A 15,149-nucleotide genomic window follows, 5' to 3' on the forward strand; every position below is an offset into this window, starting at 1 on the left:
GAGCAATCCACAGGTGTTATATGACTCGAGATGAATTGAAAGTCGTTGATGACGTTCCATTCTTGTTTTGGGTAAAAGATAAAAGTGAGAAATATATTTGGGGTAACCAAAGGATATGCGAATTGGCTGGAGAGGATGTGGTTGGTAAAACTGATGTCCAATTGGCCTGGGCAGAGAATGCCAAAGCGTTACGTGAGGCTGATCAGCGTGTATTTTCCTCAGGGGAGCCCGATTACCTTCTCGAACATGTCGTTCAATCTAGCCTGGGTGAAGTTAACCTAAGTGTGTGTAAGTGGCTGGCAGATTTTGAAGGAGAGCAATGTTGTTTTGGAATTTCTTTTTCTATTAAAAAGTGATTTTGCAATACAAATAGCCCAAAATTTGAGCTATTTGATATTTATAGTAATTGATCTGGATTACCCTTCAGGTTGAAACTTTTTTAGTTCCCAATTCACCAAGCGTTCGCGCTATATCCTCTGCGCTGGTTGCCGGTTTAATATCCTTGTCAATTTTTTTAATTCGTCCATCTTTACCAATATAAATGGTAACGCGACGGGCGATATTCATTACAGGAATAAGTACATCGTACGCTTTAGCCGTTTCACCGGTGGGGTCACTGAGTAACGGGAAGTCCGCTTCGCTCTCTTCAGCAAATCGGGTGTTATCGTCAAGATCATCTGTACTGGCCATAAAGTAGGTGACTTCATAATCTTTGATCAAGTGACCGTTTTGGGCGAGCGATTTACACTCTATGGTACAGCCACGGGTGAATGCCTTGGGAAACCAGGCGATCACAACAGCGCTTTTGCCCTGGAGGTCCGCCAATGTGTGGGTTTGGCCATCAGACCCCTGTAGAGTGAAATTTGGCGCCATTTCACCAACTTCCAGAGCGAGGGTGGGAAGGCTGATAAACGCCGTAATTAAGAAAGTCAGCAGATATTTCACGAATATTTCCCTTGTAGTTTACCGATACGCCTATGCTACTGCCCTAAGGTCTAACTGGCCAATAGCTCAGCTATAACTGCTATGCTTTATGCGCCAAAGTAAGAATATTGGTGCGTCAATGCACCGTTATGGACTTGCCGTTTTGCAGGGGCTTAAATGCGCTTTGACAGCCTTTTCTATACTCTGCCACTTTGGGCCTAGTCGCATTCGTTTTGGCATTTACCTAAGGAACCTCTGAATAACTCCGTAATGCCTCTGCGGGTCTTGAAGGCTGCAGATGTTAGGCGCAGCTCGCCGCGAATGGCTCAGTCCTTTGCAAGAGCTGCAACGCAGCAGCTGTGGCCTTCAAGGCCCGCCTTCGGGGCTTGCAGAGCGATTCACACTCCGCGTTGCGACTTCTTGAAAGGTCTGGACATTCCTGCGAAGCCGCGCCTTGATTGAGAACCGCTCTGCATGCCAGAGGTATCACGGAGTTATTCAGAGATTCCTTGATATGACAGCCGACCGATTTAATGAGCGCAAGGCATTGCTGTTGCAGGAGGTCAATACCATCCAGGCCGCATATTTAAATGCGAGCTTTTTGCAATTTGATAAGCAGGATAAGGCGCGAGACCTAATAGCTGAATATGCAAATCTCAGGGATATTGACCCATCAATCGCCGTCACTCCGGAAGATGTAGCTCGCAGTGAGGAAATTCACCAGGCTCTTTGGCGTTTGATCGAGGCGCATATCGCACAGGATTACAATGCCGATTATTTACGCCAGTTTGCCGAGCAGGTTAACGGGATGGTAGATCTGCACCGTGCCAGGGTTGTGGTTGGGCTGCAATACCGTATACCGGGTCCACTCTGGCTCTCCCAGTACTTTATGACCATTTTGGCGATGCTGGCAATTGGATACCAGTTGGGGATAAGTCGCGGGGGATCTGCCCAGGTAGTTATAGCTTTGGCCCTGACTTTCTCAACAGTGATTTTACTGGTGGCGGATTTGGATCGGGCAAATGAGGGAGCACTGTTGGTTGATCAGTCGCCGATGAGCGATCTCAATTTGCAGCTGAAAGAGCTACAGGAGGCTGCCCACTGAGCTGTTGTGCGAGCTGACTTTGCATATTAATTGGGTGGGGCGGAATTAAGGCTTTTCCGCCCCGGGGAACAGGTTAAAGATCTTCAGGTTTTTGTGGCATTAAGACATCTTCGGGATGCACAAACTCACGCATAAAAATTTCCCAGAAGGCGAGGAATAGTGCAGCGAGAAGAGGGCCTATCGCAAAGCCACTGATTCCAAACATAAACAGACCGCCGACAGTGGAGAAAAGCACTAAATAGTCGGGGAGTTTTGTGTCTCGACCCACCAATATTGGGCGCAACAGGTTATCTACCAGGCTGATCACGGTGAAACCATAGGCGAGTAAAATCGTTGCCTTCATGGGTTCGCCAATAGCATAGAGGTAAATAGAAGCGGGGAACCAGATCAATGCGGCACCGACGGCGGGCAATAATGACAACAGGGTCATTAATACACCCCAAAGGACCGGTGCCGGTAGGCCCAGCACCCAGAAAATAATTCCGCCCAAGCCGCCCTGGGTAATAGCGACTACCAGATTTCCTTTGATGGTTGCGCGAGTGACTTCAGCAAACTTTGCCAGCAAAAGGTGCTCGCGCTCATCACCCAGTGGTAGGGCATGGATAATCAGGTTTACCAGCCTTTCGCCATCGCGAATCAGGAAGAAGGTGAGGTAAAGCATTAAACCCAACATAACGAAAAAGTTAACAGTATTCTGTCCGACCTCAATCGCATTTTTTGCGACGAAGCTACCGGCATTCATCACTCCACCCATCAGGCGCTGCTTGGCCTCCTCGACATCCACGCCAATACTTTCGAGCGTGCTGTTAACCCTGGGGAAAGCACTGCGAATCTGCTCAAAGGATTTAGAAACATCAATTTGTCCTTCCTGGATCCGGTGATACAGAGTTACCGCTTCATTAATAAAAGAGGTGGCCACTACCAATACGGGTATCACCAATAGAACGATACACATAAACAGGGTTAGCAGAGCCATTAAATTAGGCGAATTGGGAAAGCGCTGCATCAGCAGACGGTACACGGGGTAGAAAATCAGTGCGGTGGCACAAGCCCAAAAAATAGGGGTAAAGAAGGGTTTTATTAGGAGTAAAAAAGCTACGCTGACCAATAATAAGGTCAATATAAATGAGCGCCTTTCCAGTTTTTCTTGCACTGCGACTTCCTCTGCTTCTCTTTCGGCAGCCCAGTGGTAGGGCGCCTAATTTTTGCTCTATCTAAGCAGATGCAGTGGGGTTTTACCAGCGCCTATATCCGCACGTATCCACGTGAAATCGAATGCCCCGATAGATTCCGAGGCCCATTTGCCACTCGCGGCCGTTGCGCTTGTGGATATCCCTCAGTACGGGCACCAATTGCTCTCGGGAGAACTTCTTTTTCGGAACTATATCCAGCCCGCAGAAATGCAGATGTTTACTTCCCTTGGAACCCCCGGCCTTACGGTTGTAATCCACTGTGCGCCACCCGGAGACCACTGTTACCGGGCCGACGCGGGGCACTATTTCCCGCTCGATTACCCGCAGAGTATTTACGATGCCCCACCAGAGCTCCTTGGGAGGGATGGCGAATGCGGGTTCGTCCAAATCCTGCCAGTCACTGCCCTGACGCAATAGCTCATAGGGTTGCACAACCTGTTCAACCCGGTTGGAGCGCAGGAATTTTTTGAGTTGAGTAAAGCGTGCATGGTTATTGCCTTTGCTCAGGAAGCGGCTGAATGCCCTCTCGGAAGCTGCCGGATAGCCCTGGATATCGTAAACCTCCGGGATCATTAGCAGCGGGAGGATATCGATAGGGGATTTCACCCGGTCATCAGCCTCGCGCGCTCGTTCGTAAGTAAAAACAAATAGACCGGTGAGAATCGCCAGTGCGATTGCCCCAATGATGATGATCCGCCGGCGCAGTTGACGCTGGCCGATTTCTACGCATTCTTTGTTACTTTGCATAACCATCGGGCAGCTCCCTCAATTACCAGGTGCGATAGCCACAGGTATCGACATGAAACAGGACATCGTCAATCAGGCCCATCCCGACATTGCTATCGGGACCGAGGCGTGCGTGCAGTGTGCTTAGCTCTTCAGCGAGTTCGTTTTTACCGATATTGGAATTCGGAATTAAGTCCAGCCCGCAAAAGTCACGGTGGCGGGGCTGGTCTTCGGTCGCAAGTTTTCGGTTGTAGGCATCAGTGCGGTAAGCGGAAACCACAGTGACAGGGCCAATTAGCGGTATTACCTGGTCTCGTACCAGGGTGAGGGTTTTCACAATATTGGACCACTGGTCCCTGGGTGGTATGGCGAATGGGGGTTCCCCCAGTTCCAGCCAGTCCCCCCCCTGTCGCAGAAGATCACGAATAGGAAAAACCTCGGCGACACCCCGGTCCCGAAGCAATTGATTGAGTGCTTGTACGCTGGAGCGGTTACTGCCCTCTCGCAGGAATTTGTTAAAGGTCTCCTCGTTGGCGAGGCGATAGCCACGCTGTTCGACATAGGACTTCTCTTGCGAGGAGAGGAATAGATAGAGCCAGAGGGTAAACAGGATGGCACTGAGTATTAAAGTGAGGGCACTGACGACCACCCGATTGACTCTTTGCCCGGGCGGCTTGTGTGGGAACAGAGTTTCGAAGCGAGTAAACGAGTTACCTGCGGACATAGTGCTCGCGATTGCTGCTGAGAGAGTTTTTCCTCCGACGCTAAAATCGTCGGCGCCTGTTTACTCACTATAGCCGCAAAAATCGACGGGCTGCGGGCTTGGGATCAGCCACAAAAAAAGCCGCTGCTCCTGGGGGAGCAGCGGCTTTTGGGTCACGGACAGCGCACTGTGCCCGACAACCTCTACTTAGGCTTTAGGGCCTGCATTTTTAACGTCTTCGCCGACATTGAACTTCTCAATGTTCTCGGCGAACAGCTTGGCCAGCTTGCCTGCCTGATCGTCGTAAGCAGCTTTGTCAGCCCAGGCTTCACGAGGGTTCAGGTAAGACTTGTCCACGCCGGGCACTTCCATCGGGATATCCAGGTTCAGGGCATCCAGGTGCTCAGTGGCAACGCCTTCCAGGGCGCCGCTCTGGATAGCGGCAACGACCGCGCGGGTGACCGGGATCGGGAAGCGCTTGCCGTTGTCGCCGGAGCCGCCGGTCCAGCCAGTATTTACCAGATAGACCTTGGAGCCGAACTCTTCGATGCGCTTCATCAGCAGGTCTGCGTATTCGCGCGGTGCACGCGGCATAAACGGCGCGCCAAAGCAGGTGGAGAAAGTCGGGTGGATACCGGCCTCTGCGCCCAGTTCGGTGGAGCCTACGCGGGCGGTGTAGCCAGACAGGAAGTGGTAAGCCGCAGCCTCTTTGGAGAGGATGGATACCGGTGGCAGTACGCCGGATACATCGCAAGTCAGGAAGATAACGTTCTTCGGCTCGCCAGCGCGGTTTTCCAGCTGACGCATTTCGACGTGTTCCAGCGGGTAGGAGCAGCGGCCGTTTTCAGTCAGGCTGGTGTCGCAGTAGTCAGCAGTGCCGTGATCGTTGGTTACCACGTTTTCAACGATGGCACCGAAACGGATGGCATCCCAGATTACCGGCTCATTTTTCTGGCTCAGGTCGATGGTTTTCGCGTAGCAGCCACCTTCCATATTGAAGACGGCACCCTTGGTCCAGCCGTGCTCATCGTCACCGATCAGGTAGCGCTCGGGATCCGCGGACAGGGTGGTCTTGCCGGTACCGGACAGGCCGAAGAACAGGCAGGTATCGCCATCTTCGCCGACGTTAGCCGCGCAGTGCATTGGCATTACGTCTTTTTCTGGCAGCAGGAAGTTCTGTACGGAGAACATGGCCTTCTTCATTTCGCCGGCGTAACGCATGCCGGCCAGCAGTACTTTGCGCTGGCCGAAGTTGATAATTACGCAGCCTTCGGAGTTGGTGCCATCGCGCTCGGGCTCACAGACAAAGTGAGGAGCGTGGAGGATTTGCCACTCTTCCTTGGACTTGGGGTTGTACTTTTCGGCGCGGATAAACATGTTGCGGCCGAACAGGTTGTGCCATGCAGTTTGGGTGGTCACTACCACTGGCAAGTAGTGGTCTTCATCCTGGCCCACATGCAGGTGCTGAACAAAAGTATCGTGACCAGCAACAAAAGCCTCTACACGATCCCACAGGGCGTCAAACTTATCCTGCGGGAAAGGACGGTTGACGTTGCCCCAGGCGATGCTGTCGGCAGTGGAGGGCTCTTCTACAACAAAGCGGTCAGCCGGGGAGCGACCGGTGCGTGCGCCGGTTTCAGTCACCAGAGCGCCTGTATCTGACAGCTTGCCCTCGCCGCGCGTCAGAGCCTGCTCTACCAATTGTGCCGGTGATAGGTTCTTGAAGACCATCGCGGAGTCGTCGATCTGTGCCATTCGTGGAATACCCGTGAAAGTTGGACAGTAAATAAAATGGGGCTGCCCAAGGTTTAGGCAGCCGTAGAAAATTTTGGGGGCGCATTATTGCAAAATTCAAAATATGCGGATACCAACTATGGCTATTTTGTAGTCAATGACAGCGCTGTCATGGAAAATAATGTCGACCTAAATTCACACCATTTATGGCTACACCCCTAATTATTCTTTTTTTTGAATTTAATGGAGGGGTTAGGGGTGTCAGGTGGTAGGGCTGCGCTGAGGATTCGGCGGTTGCGCAGCCCTTCGAGGATCAGTGAAGAGTGTGGGGGGGAGCGTTGAGGAGCGACTCAATTTGGTCCCGGTCAAAGCGGTACTGGGTGTTACAGAATTGGCAGTCCGCGATAATCTCACCCTGCTGCTCTTCCAGCAGGCGGTAGACATCCTCTGCACCCAGGGAAACCAGCGCGCGGGCGCTGCGCTCTCTCGAGCAGCTGCACTTGAAGCGAATAGTGTCGGTACCCAGGGTTGCCGGCTCCAATTGGTGGAATAGGCGGTGAATCAGCTCTGGGTGGGGAACGGTAAATAACTCCTCGTCAGTTACGGTCTCCGCCAAGTGAATCGCTGTTTCCCAGGCGTCCTGATTTTCTTCTTCCGTGGCGGCATTATTGCCTGGCAGAATCTGTAACATAAGACCGGCGACGGTATTGTCACTGCTTTCCAGCCATACACGGGTAGCCAGCTGTTCCGATTGCTTAAAGTAGTCTTCCAGGCAGCCGGCCAGGTTGTCCTGCTCCATGGGAACCACACCTTGATAGCGCTCACCGCGCTTTGGCTCAAGGGTAATGGCCAGGGCTCCACGGGGGCCGATCATATCGCGCAGGGTGGCGTTTTCGTCGATTTGTGCACCCTCAGCAACTCGGGCGATGCCGCGCAGGTCGCTGTGGTGAGTGCACTCCGCCATAATCATCGGCACATCGCCTTCGCCACGGGCCTGGAGGCTCAGGACACCTTCGAATTTCAGTGTGGTTGAAAGCAGGCTGGCTGCGGTGAGGAATTCCCCCAGCAGGCGGGCCACTGGCGTAGGCAGCGGGTTGTGTTCCAGTACATCGCGGTAGGAATCAGTAAGTGTCACCACCTGTCCGCGAATATCGTGTTTGGAGAAAATAAAGCGTTCCAGCTGATCGGACATAGGTCGGGGGCTCTCGGTATTAAAACCGCAGGATTTTAGAGGTGGATATGCCTAAATGGTAGCTGTCGCTGATCATTGCTGGTGCAGTAGAGGAAGAATGTAGAGCGCTACCCCTTTATCACAATGGGTCAGCGCTCAAGTAGGAAAGTAACTAGCCGCAATAGTATTTAATTTCCCGCTGGAGCTTTTCAGCTATTTGCTGTCTCTCCCGCTCGGTGCGACGCACTTCTTTGCCGTTATTGTCGAGAAACACAACCCGCCCTTGAATGGCCTCAAGGTCACTGCGGGCCTTGTCGCAGGCTTTCTTCATCTTTTGCTGCTTTTCCTGTTTCTCGCGCAATTGGCGCTCGCGGTATTCATCATCAACCTTTTGAGAAACTCTCGATCTCGTTGCGGTTGTTAAAATAGGCCGCCGACTGCCATTGGAGCCAATAGAATTGATCGGGGCCAGATCCCCCGAAACATCCTCGGCTTTGGCGTCAGTCGGGGGGCGATCGCCAAAGTGTACCCGGCCATTTTCATCGACCCAGCGGTACATCTCTGCGCTGCTTGCGGTTGCACTAGCGGCCAGTATAAGGCCGCCTATTACGGAACGTAGACACAGTAATTTCACGGCTACTCCATGCCTTTCTATATTTCTATTCTTCTTTATTGGCCAGCTGGCTGAATAACCCCTGCGAATGACGCTGGGGGATGTGGTAGGTCTGCAGTATCAGAGGCTGCTGTTCCTGGGCCTCTGCCGAATCCAAGACCATCCGGTATCCAGAGCGGTCGCGCAAATCTACAAAGTCCTGCTTGTTGCCTTCCATCAATTGAGCGAACTCGTCGAAGTCCTTGATGCTGTGGCCATTTACTGAGTCGATGATCCAGTTCTTCCAGTCGTGGTAACCGAGGTTCACATTGGCAGGCAGTACTTTCAGGGCGACGACCAGCTCGCGGCGTTCCTCGTCACTCCATTGATTGCGGGCATAGAGGTAGTCAATAGGCGCCTTGGAGTGCCAGTTTTTGCCCCAGCGTTTGATCAGGTTCATATTCAGGGGCACAAAGACAACACCGCCGTAGATATAGTAGCGGGGCTGGCGGTCAAATTGCTCTCCCAGCACCATAGCGCGTGAGGGAGGTGTTGCGGCCAGCGTGACCTCAGCGGTCTGCTCTTTACCATCGCGGGAGAAGCGCACCGGTAAACGTTCACCGACATGGTGGCGGTCCACGGCGTAGTGGTAGTTGGTGCGCTGGTTTTCCCTCCACTCCACAGTCCGGTCCGCCGCTACTTTAAAGCCATCGACTTCGAGCAGGACATCGCCGGGTTTGAACACTTCGGCTGCGGGGGAGTTGTCGAATACTTTAACGACCATGGCACCATCCTGGTCTTCCTCGAGACCGGCGGCCTTTTTCATCGATGGGCTTTCCAGGCTCTGGGTTACCAGTCCCAGTTCGGGGAACCCTTGGTGCACATTGTCCTTGGCATCTTCTAAGACATGAGCGATCACGCTGGGGGGGACAAAGTAACCCAGGTTTTCAGCGCTCTGGTTGGTTTGCATGGCCACGCCGACGATGCGGCCATTGGAGATAACCGGACCGCCGCTGTTGCCCGGGTTGATGGCCGCATCTATCTGGCCCGCCATCAGGTAACTTTCCGCATGGGCATAATATTGGTGCTCCACGCGGGAGAGTACTCCGCGGGTAATCGAAAGGGATTTGCCACCAATTGGGTAGCCGTAGACGGTGACCTCTTCCTGCAGGTCGGGTAATTTTCCGAGGGCCAAAGGGCGGGTATCGTTGAAAAAGCTTTCGTCATCGACGGTCAGCAGGGCGAGGTCGGCATCGTGGGAGACAAATTTCACTCGGGCGCGGAATTTCTTTGCATCGCCGTGGCGCTGTACCTGGATAAAGCTGCCGTTGGCCACTACGTGTGCGTTGGTCAGGATTTGCTGGTTGCGGATGACGGCACCGGAACCGGACAGCTGCTTGGGGTTGAGCAGGGCCCAGGGATTGAAATAATCCGGGGCGGCGGCGGTGGTGTAAATCTTGATGATTGAGCGCTTGAGCTGCTCGTGTTCTCGGCTGTCTGCTAGGGCGGTTTGGGTACCGAGCAAAACCAGCAGGGAAATGGCGATCAGTCGTTTCAACATGGCTGTTTTCTATCCGGTTAAGTGGGGGCAGTTTAGCAGCTAAAGTGGGAAATGGCGGAAATTTCACCACTTTTGTCTGCTGAGTCTACTCTTGTTCCCGCAGGAAGCGGTGTATCTGGCGGCGTTGCTTTTTATTGGGCCGCTCCTGTTGTATCCCGGCATTGGCTGCCTGTCGCTCGGTTTTCTCTTTTTCCCGACGGGCGATACTGTCTTCGGTCTCGCGGTATAAGGTGCGCGCAATCTCGGCGCCGCGCCGCTGATCCGATAGAGCGATTACTTCAACTTCCAGTAAATCCCAGCCCTGGCGGATGCTCAGTTTGACACCGGTAGTGACTTCCTTGCTGGCTTTGACCCGCTGGCCATCGGCGTGGACTTTTCCACCTTCGATCGCCTGCTTGGCAATGCTGCGAGTCTTAAAGAAGCGTGCGGCCCAGAGCCACTTATCGATACGTACTTTTTCCATGGTTTCCTTGTGAAATCAGGCGGACCCGGTGTCCAGTCTGCTGCGGTTAAAAGCCATGATCTCATCAAAATGATGGATCGCCGGGAAGTTGGTGATTTCCCGTTTGGGCCCGCGGCTATCCGGTTGGCGAATACACAATAGGTGGGCGATACCGTAGTCCTGGGCCGCGCTCAGAACAGATTGGTTATCGTCGACAAACAGGGTGTTCTCCGGGTCAAATTCCAGGTTATCTCGCAGAGAGTCCCAGAAATTGGCACTCTCCTTGGCATGTCCATAATCATGGGAGGAGATGATGCCGTCAAACCAGCGGTCAATACCGGTGATCTCCAGCTTGTGATCCAGCCCGTGACGGTGCGCATTGGTCACGAGGTAGGTGGGCTTTTGCAGTTGTTGCAGGCCGCTCAGAAACGCCTCAGTGTGAGGGCGCAGGGCGATGCGGGTCTCAATCTCGCGCAATATGCTGAGGATATCCAGCTCCAGTTTTTCCGCCCAGAAGTCCAGGCAGTACCACTCCAACGTACCGCGGCGAGCATTGATCTCAGCCTCGAGCTTTTGCTGGGCTTCCTGTGGGTCAAAGCCGTGGACTTCAGCGTAGCGCTTGGGCAGGTGCGTGAGCCAAAAATGATTGTCGTAATGCAAATCCAGCAGGGTGCCGTCCATGTCCAGCAATACGGTATCGATACTTCGCCAATCGAGCATGGGAGCTATGTACCTCTTTGAAATGGGGCGGGAAGACAAGTTTAGTTGGCTTGCCACTGCCTTCCCGGATCGTTTGCATTATGCCTGGGCGCGGCGGATTCCGTACAGGATACATAGTTGCGCACTGTAGTAGGTGAGCATAATGGCGGCATCGGCTAGCGGTAGAGGGGTGATGAACTTGTTAATAGCAATCAATGTATCTGAAGCCATAAAGATGACCGCCCCGGCAAATAGCAGGGTGGCGTCACCCTTGTGCATTGCGGCGGCGACTGCCATGGCGAGGATAGCCAGCAGATACGCTAATACCGCCGGGGCTAAATCCCCAGCAGCAGGGAGGATAATTTGAGCCAAAAGCAGTGCGGCAATCACTATAGGCAGTGTCCGAATAAGGTTGCGCCGATTGGGGGGCTCCGCAAAACGCAGGAAGCCCAGCGCGTAGATTAGCTGGGCAATAAGAAAAGCACCCAGTCCAAACACAAAGTGTTGGGGGAATTGCATTTCGAGGAGTACATCCCCGATGGCGGAGGAACTGAGGGCTAGAAAAGTGAAAAGCAGGGTTTTGCCCCGCAGCTCCAGTCTGGCAATCATCATTAGGCACAGTATCGGCAGCGCTTTTAGCGCGGGCATCCACAAGTTATCTAGCTTCCAGGTATCCAGAAAGATGAATAAAGTGGCACTGGCCAGGAACATCGGTACCAGGTAATTGCGAAAGTTGTGCTGGGGTACGGAATTTTCTACGGACATAGGTACTTACCTTATTTTTATTTTGTATACCTCCCCATCAATTTAACGCTTTTCCTCCGCATCATCGATAGCTTGTACTCTCTAATTCCAATTGAGTTTTCTCCAGTGCCGGCCGCGGGACATTTCTGGGGTAATATGGAACATCGAAAATACATGCCCGGCAGTTGTTTGCCTTGAGCACTAGTCATGGAGAGCCTCACCGATGAAAGCGGCCAATATTCTGGAAACAATCGGCAATACCCCTCACGTAAGAATCAATCACCTCTTCCGCCCCGATATAGAAGTTTGGATGAAGGTAGAGCGCTTTAATCCGGGCAGCAGTATTAAGGACCGAATTGCCTTGGCGATGATTGAGGATGCTGAGCGTCGTGGAGCCCTGCAGCCCGGTGGGGTAATAATCGAACCGACCTCTGGTAATACGGGTATTGGACTGGCGATGGTTGCTGCCGTGAAGGGTTATCGCCTGATCCTGACCATGCCGGAGTCTATGTCGGTAGAGCGTCGCCAGGTCATGAAAGCAATGGGCGCAGAATTGGTCCTTACACCTAAAGAGCGCGGTATGGGCGGCGCTATTGCTAAGGCGGAGGAGTTATTGGCCTCACATGCGAATAGCTGGATGCCCCAACAATTTAATAACCGCGCCAATGCCCAGGTGCACCGGGATGTTACCTCCAAGGAAATCTTGGCAGACTTTCCTGAGGGGCTGGATTATATGATTACCGGTGTGGGTACTGGCGGGCATATCACAGGCTGTGGTGAAGTATTAAAAGAGCACTTTCCAAAATTACAGGTCTATGCGGTAGAGCCGGAGAAATCACCGGTGATTAGCGGTGGAGAAAAAGGCCTGCATCGTTTGCAGGGTATCGGCGCCGGCTTTGTACCCCAGGTACTCAATACGGAAGTACTCGACGGTACTGTATTGGTGAGTGAGGAAGACAGTTTTGAAATGGCGCGTCGTTGCGCATTAAAAGAGGGAATTTTTGTGGGTATCTCCTCCGGTGCCAGCCTTGCGGCCCTGAAAAAGCGCGAGGGGGAGATGGATGCGGGCAGCCGGGTACTGGTGTTCAGCTATGACACTGGTGAGCGCTATCTGTCCGTTCAGGACCTTTTCTCCGCCTAAGATTTTATAATGGTGAATTCAAAGAGTATGGAGTTGTAATGGATAAAGCACTTTTGGAGCAGGTGATAGAGATCTGCAAACGCGCGGGAGAGGCGATTCTCGAGGTTTATCACAGCAGCGCTGAGTTGGAAGTCGAGACAAAGAAAGATGATTCCCCAGTAACTGCCGCAGATCTGGCCGCTCACAAAGTACTGGAACCGGCGTTGGCACAGCTTATCGAGGGAGTACCGGTTTTATCAGAAGAGCAGGAAATGCCCTCGTTCGAAGAGCGCAGTCAGTGGCAGCGTTACTGGATTGTCGATCCGCTCGATGGCACCAAAGAATTTATCCGACGCAACGGTGAATTTACCGTAAATGTCGCGTTAATCGAAAATGGCGAGCCCGTTTTGGGGGTGGTTTACGTACCGGTACTGAATATCACTTATGCCGGCTGCAAGGGCGAAGGAGCCTTTAAGCGCGATGCCAATGGCGAAACTGAAATTCGGGTGCGTCCACTGAGGCCGCGCCTGGATAATAGTGAAGTTGTTGAGCTTGTGGCCAGCCGCAGCCATGGAACCGGCACCGTCGACCAGTTGGTACAACGTATCGAGTCTGAACTGGGTGCTGTCGAGTGCAAAAATATGGGCTCGTCGCTGAAATTATGCCTGGTTGCTGAGGGTGCAGCAGATTTGTATCCGCGTCTCGCTCCTACTTGCGAGTGGGATACTGCGGCAGCTCAGGCTGTAGTTGAAGCAGCAGGTGGTATTGTTGTGGACGAAGAGTTTAATTTGTTGCGCTACAACACCAAAGACTCTCTGCTGAATCCCTTTTTCTATGTAATTGGCGATTCTTCTTTTGATTGGCAATCCCTACTGCTGGATAAGTCCGCTGCTTAGGGTGTGACGCCAGTAAACATATAGAGAGTATATTTGTGCCTCCACCACCACTGGTGGAGGCTTTAAAGGGGATCTGGATATTTCCAAATTCAGGAGGCTCACAGATGTCTGGACCCGATCTGCGCTTTAACCAGGATAAAGGTGAAATTCGCTGTTTGCGTCGGGAACTGGAGGAGGAAATAAACTGGTTGCAGCGGCATTTTGAAGCCCTCTCCAATGCAGTCGATGCAAATGATATTGCGCTGCGGCGCACCTATAACAGCATGCTATTTTCCCGCCGGGCCCTATTAGGTAGAATGCCCCGTTAACTAAATTCCAAATATTTTCTTGTGTGAAAAACTGTAGTGCTGCAGGTTTTAATTTGAATACGGCAGTTCTTCCTGCTAAGTGCTGTCACTTATAGTGTTGAATCTGTGCCCGCGCGAAATATTATTTCCCAGCTAATTAGCTAATTTCCTTGCCAAATTCCCCCGTAAAATGTAAAGCAGTCTACGCTTTGGAAAGCTAATACATAAGAGTATTTTTCAATGCGCTACCCGGTTGTGGTGCACAATATTGAATATGCCGGATTTGGTGCCATTGCACCGGATCTGCCGCATTGCCACTGCTATGCCGATACCCTTGAGGGGACCCTGCAAAAAATGGCTGAAACGATTTTTCAGCGGTTGGAAGAGCTCCGTCAGGCTGGACAGCCAATGCCGCAAGCAGGTGATGTAGACAACCTGAAGAAAAACCCGGCTTTTGTAGGAGGCGTCTGGGCCATTATTGATGTAGAAACAACTTGAAATAATTCACTGAGCTTGAACTTGATGACTGGCTTTTTGATGTGAGTGGCGATGATAAAGCTATCCGTCTACCTGCTTTCCTTTTTTATAGCTGCGTCCAGTTATGGATTCGAGGCGAATAATCCTTTTGATGGTGTAGCCACGGGAGAGTACCGGATTATCGGTACCGTTGGTTTTGGGAGTGGCGAGCAGCAGTTAAATAAGCAGCGGGATTCTTTTGGCTATGTCAGCCTTGGAATTACGCCGGCGGTAGGAGTCTGGCAAGTTGAGCTGCGGGCGTCACATTTTGATGACAATCATGTCACAGTAGATCAGGTAGGTTTAAATTTTAAAATTGATTTTACCCTGAATTGTCACGTTCAATGTCTCTATTGGATGGTGGGATATAATTATGCCGATGTGGATTTGAACAATGTTATAAGAAGAGGCTATTGGTATCGAGAATACCCACCATTTTATCCGGATGATCGATATATCTATGTTATTGATGCCAGTGGCAGTGATACCTTTTGGAACGCCGGAGTGGGTTACCGAATTATGTGGACTCAGGATTTCGATACTTCATTAGAGTATAACTACAATAATATTGGCAAAATAGAACGTGTTAACCTCGGGCATCTGCGTACCCTGAGTTTGAATTTTTCCTACCGCTTTTAGTATGCCCTCCGCCTTTTAACCTATTTTTCTCAATAATTTATTCGTAGAAATTTCTTAATTAAATACTGATTTTTTTATAGAATGGAAAAGGGGCCCT

18 protein-coding genes are annotated in these 15,149 nt (G+C 51.9%); 7 read left to right on the forward strand and 11 right to left on the reverse strand.

The window, feature by feature from the left end; translation table 11 throughout:
• The first annotated feature begins 20 nt into the window (after positions 1-20).
• Positions 21-356, forward strand: a complete 336-nt coding sequence (locus ACJJIZ_RS03730; protein WP_444906941.1) for a PAS domain-containing protein — start codon at positions 21-23, stop codon at positions 354-356.
• 67 nt (positions 357-423) lie between these two features.
• Here ACJJIZ_RS03730 and ACJJIZ_RS03735 read toward each other — a convergent pair whose 3' ends face one another.
• Positions 424-945 carry a peroxiredoxin family protein gene (locus tag ACJJIZ_RS03735; RefSeq protein ID WP_444915240.1) on the reverse strand — a complete coding sequence of 174 codons (522 nt, stop codon included), beginning with the start codon at positions 943-945 and terminating at the stop codon, positions 424-426.
• A gap of 493 nt (positions 946-1,438) precedes the next feature.
• On the opposite strand from ACJJIZ_RS03735, the gene ACJJIZ_RS03740 reads away from it, so the two are divergent.
• Positions 1,439-2,029, forward strand: coding sequence for a bestrophin-like domain (locus ACJJIZ_RS03740; RefSeq protein WP_444915241.1), 591 nt, complete (start codon positions 1,439-1,441; stop codon positions 2,027-2,029).
• 73 nt (positions 2,030-2,102) lie between these two features.
• Here the strand turns inward: ACJJIZ_RS03740 and ACJJIZ_RS03745 are convergent, their stop codons facing one another.
• The 10 genes from ACJJIZ_RS03745 to ACJJIZ_RS03790 form a co-directional block, all read right to left on the reverse strand.
• Positions 2,103-3,182, reverse strand: a complete 1,080-nt coding sequence (locus ACJJIZ_RS03745; protein WP_413663709.1) for an AI-2E family transporter — start codon at positions 3,180-3,182, stop codon at positions 2,103-2,105.
• An 82-nt stretch (positions 3,183-3,264) separates the two neighbouring features.
• Positions 3,265-3,975, reverse strand: a complete 711-nt coding sequence (locus ACJJIZ_RS03750; RefSeq protein ID WP_444895775.1) for a D-Ala-D-Ala carboxypeptidase family metallohydrolase — start codon at positions 3,973-3,975, stop codon at positions 3,265-3,267.
• 16 nt (positions 3,976-3,991) lie between these two features.
• Positions 3,992-4,672 carry a hypothetical protein gene (locus tag ACJJIZ_RS03755; RefSeq protein ID WP_444915242.1) on the reverse strand — a complete coding sequence of 227 codons (681 nt, stop codon included), beginning with the start codon at positions 4,670-4,672 and terminating at the stop codon, positions 3,992-3,994.
• A 186-nt stretch (positions 4,673-4,858) separates the two neighbouring features.
• Positions 4,859-6,406 (reverse strand): phosphoenolpyruvate carboxykinase, encoded by a 1,548-nt coding sequence (locus ACJJIZ_RS03760; RefSeq protein WP_444915243.1) that lies wholly within the window; start codon positions 6,404-6,406, stop codon positions 4,859-4,861.
• 292 nt (positions 6,407-6,698) lie between these two features.
• Positions 6,699-7,577 (reverse strand): Hsp33 family molecular chaperone HslO, encoded by an 879-nt coding sequence (hslO, locus tag ACJJIZ_RS03765; protein ID WP_282930825.1) that lies wholly within the window; start codon positions 7,575-7,577, stop codon positions 6,699-6,701.
• A gap of 151 nt (positions 7,578-7,728) precedes the next feature.
• Positions 7,729-8,190, reverse strand: coding sequence for a DUF4124 domain-containing protein (locus tag ACJJIZ_RS03770; RefSeq protein ID WP_444915244.1), 462 nt, complete (start codon positions 8,188-8,190; stop codon positions 7,729-7,731).
• A 25-nt stretch (positions 8,191-8,215) separates the two neighbouring features.
• Positions 8,216-9,709 carry a S1C family serine protease gene (locus ACJJIZ_RS03775; RefSeq protein ID WP_444915245.1) on the reverse strand — a complete coding sequence of 498 codons (1,494 nt, stop codon included), beginning with the start codon at positions 9,707-9,709 and terminating at the stop codon, positions 8,216-8,218.
• An 85-nt stretch (positions 9,710-9,794) separates the two neighbouring features.
• Positions 9,795-10,172 (reverse strand): Hsp15 family ribosome-associated heat shock protein, encoded by a 378-nt coding sequence (locus ACJJIZ_RS03780; RefSeq protein WP_444915246.1) that lies wholly within the window; start codon positions 10,170-10,172, stop codon positions 9,795-9,797.
• Between the two features lie 15 nt (positions 10,173-10,187).
• Positions 10,188-10,871 (reverse strand): GMP/IMP nucleotidase, encoded by a 684-nt coding sequence (gene yrfG / locus ACJJIZ_RS03785; RefSeq protein ID WP_444915247.1) that lies wholly within the window; start codon positions 10,869-10,871, stop codon positions 10,188-10,190.
• A gap of 78 nt (positions 10,872-10,949) precedes the next feature.
• The gene (locus ACJJIZ_RS03790; RefSeq protein WP_444915248.1) at positions 10,950-11,615 is read right to left on the reverse strand and encodes a lysoplasmalogenase; all 666 of its coding nucleotides are present in this window, start codon (positions 11,613-11,615) and stop codon (positions 10,950-10,952) included.
• A gap of 202 nt (positions 11,616-11,817) precedes the next feature.
• On the opposite strand from ACJJIZ_RS03790, the gene cysK reads away from it, so the two are divergent.
• From cysK to ACJJIZ_RS03815, 5 genes are all read left to right on the forward strand, one after another.
• Positions 11,818-12,735 (forward strand): cysteine synthase A, encoded by a 918-nt coding sequence (gene cysK / locus ACJJIZ_RS03795; protein WP_413663701.1) that lies wholly within the window; start codon positions 11,818-11,820, stop codon positions 12,733-12,735.
• Between the two features lie 38 nt (positions 12,736-12,773).
• On the forward strand, positions 12,774-13,610 hold the full coding sequence (cysQ, locus tag ACJJIZ_RS03800) for a 3'(2'),5'-bisphosphate nucleotidase CysQ (RefSeq protein WP_444915249.1): 837 nt from the start codon (positions 12,774-12,776) through the stop codon (positions 13,608-13,610).
• A gap of 104 nt (positions 13,611-13,714) precedes the next feature.
• Complete coding sequence (locus tag ACJJIZ_RS03805) at positions 13,715-13,918, forward strand: hypothetical protein (protein WP_108734878.1); 204 nt, start codon at positions 13,715-13,717, stop codon at positions 13,916-13,918.
• A gap of 219 nt (positions 13,919-14,137) precedes the next feature.
• Positions 14,138-14,395 (forward strand): type II toxin-antitoxin system HicB family antitoxin, encoded by a 258-nt coding sequence (locus tag ACJJIZ_RS03810; RefSeq protein ID WP_108734877.1) that lies wholly within the window; start codon positions 14,138-14,140, stop codon positions 14,393-14,395.
• Between the two features lie 51 nt (positions 14,396-14,446).
• A complete protein-coding gene (locus tag ACJJIZ_RS03815; RefSeq protein WP_444915250.1) occupies positions 14,447-15,052 on the forward strand; it encodes an outer membrane beta-barrel protein in 606 nt (201 codons plus the stop codon).
• Positions 15,053-15,149 lie beyond the last annotated feature (97 nt).

The organism is Microbulbifer maximicatervae (SeqCode), assembly GCF_052467225.1.

What these genes read in the sequence shown, in the direction of transcription:
- ACJJIZ_RS03730 (WP_444906941.1), top strand. Translation starts at nt 21, where the DNA reads ATGACTCGAGATGAATTGAAAGTCGTTGATGACGTTCCATTCTTGTTT.
- ACJJIZ_RS03740 (WP_444915241.1), top strand. Translation starts at nt 1,439, where the DNA reads ATGACAGCCGACCGATTTAATGAGCGCAAGGCATTGCTGTTGCAGGAG.
- ACJJIZ_RS03750 (WP_444895775.1), bottom strand. Translation starts at nt 3,975, where the DNA reads ATGGTTATGCAAAGTAACAAAGAATGCGTAGAAATCGGCCAGCGTCAA.
- ACJJIZ_RS03755 (WP_444915242.1), bottom strand. Translation starts at nt 4,672, where the DNA reads ATGTCCGCAGGTAACTCGTTTACTCGCTTCGAAACTCTGTTCCCACAC.
- ACJJIZ_RS03760 (WP_444915243.1), bottom strand. Translation starts at nt 6,406, where the DNA reads ATGGCACAGATCGACGACTCCGCGATGGTCTTCAAGAACCTATCACCG.
- hslO (WP_282930825.1), bottom strand. Translation starts at nt 7,577, where the DNA reads ATGTCCGATCAGCTGGAACGCTTTATTTTCTCCAAACACGATATTCGC.
- ACJJIZ_RS03775 (WP_444915245.1), bottom strand. Translation starts at nt 9,709, where the DNA reads ATGTTGAAACGACTGATCGCCATTTCCCTGCTGGTTTTGCTCGGTACC.
- ACJJIZ_RS03780 (WP_444915246.1), bottom strand. Translation starts at nt 10,172, where the DNA reads ATGGAAAAAGTACGTATCGATAAGTGGCTCTGGGCCGCACGCTTCTTT.
- yrfG (WP_444915247.1), bottom strand. Translation starts at nt 10,871, where the DNA reads ATGCTCGATTGGCGAAGTATCGATACCGTATTGCTGGACATGGACGGC.
- ACJJIZ_RS03790 (WP_444915248.1), bottom strand. Translation starts at nt 11,615, where the DNA reads ATGTCCGTAGAAAATTCCGTACCCCAGCACAACTTTCGCAATTACCTG.
- cysK (WP_413663701.1), top strand. Translation starts at nt 11,818, where the DNA reads ATGAAAGCGGCCAATATTCTGGAAACAATCGGCAATACCCCTCACGTA.
- cysQ (WP_444915249.1), top strand. Translation starts at nt 12,774, where the DNA reads ATGGATAAAGCACTTTTGGAGCAGGTGATAGAGATCTGCAAACGCGCG.
- ACJJIZ_RS03805 (WP_108734878.1), top strand. Translation starts at nt 13,715, where the DNA reads ATGTCTGGACCCGATCTGCGCTTTAACCAGGATAAAGGTGAAATTCGC.
- ACJJIZ_RS03810 (WP_108734877.1), top strand. Translation starts at nt 14,138, where the DNA reads ATGCGCTACCCGGTTGTGGTGCACAATATTGAATATGCCGGATTTGGT.
- ACJJIZ_RS03815 (WP_444915250.1), top strand. Translation starts at nt 14,447, where the DNA reads ATGATAAAGCTATCCGTCTACCTGCTTTCCTTTTTTATAGCTGCGTCC.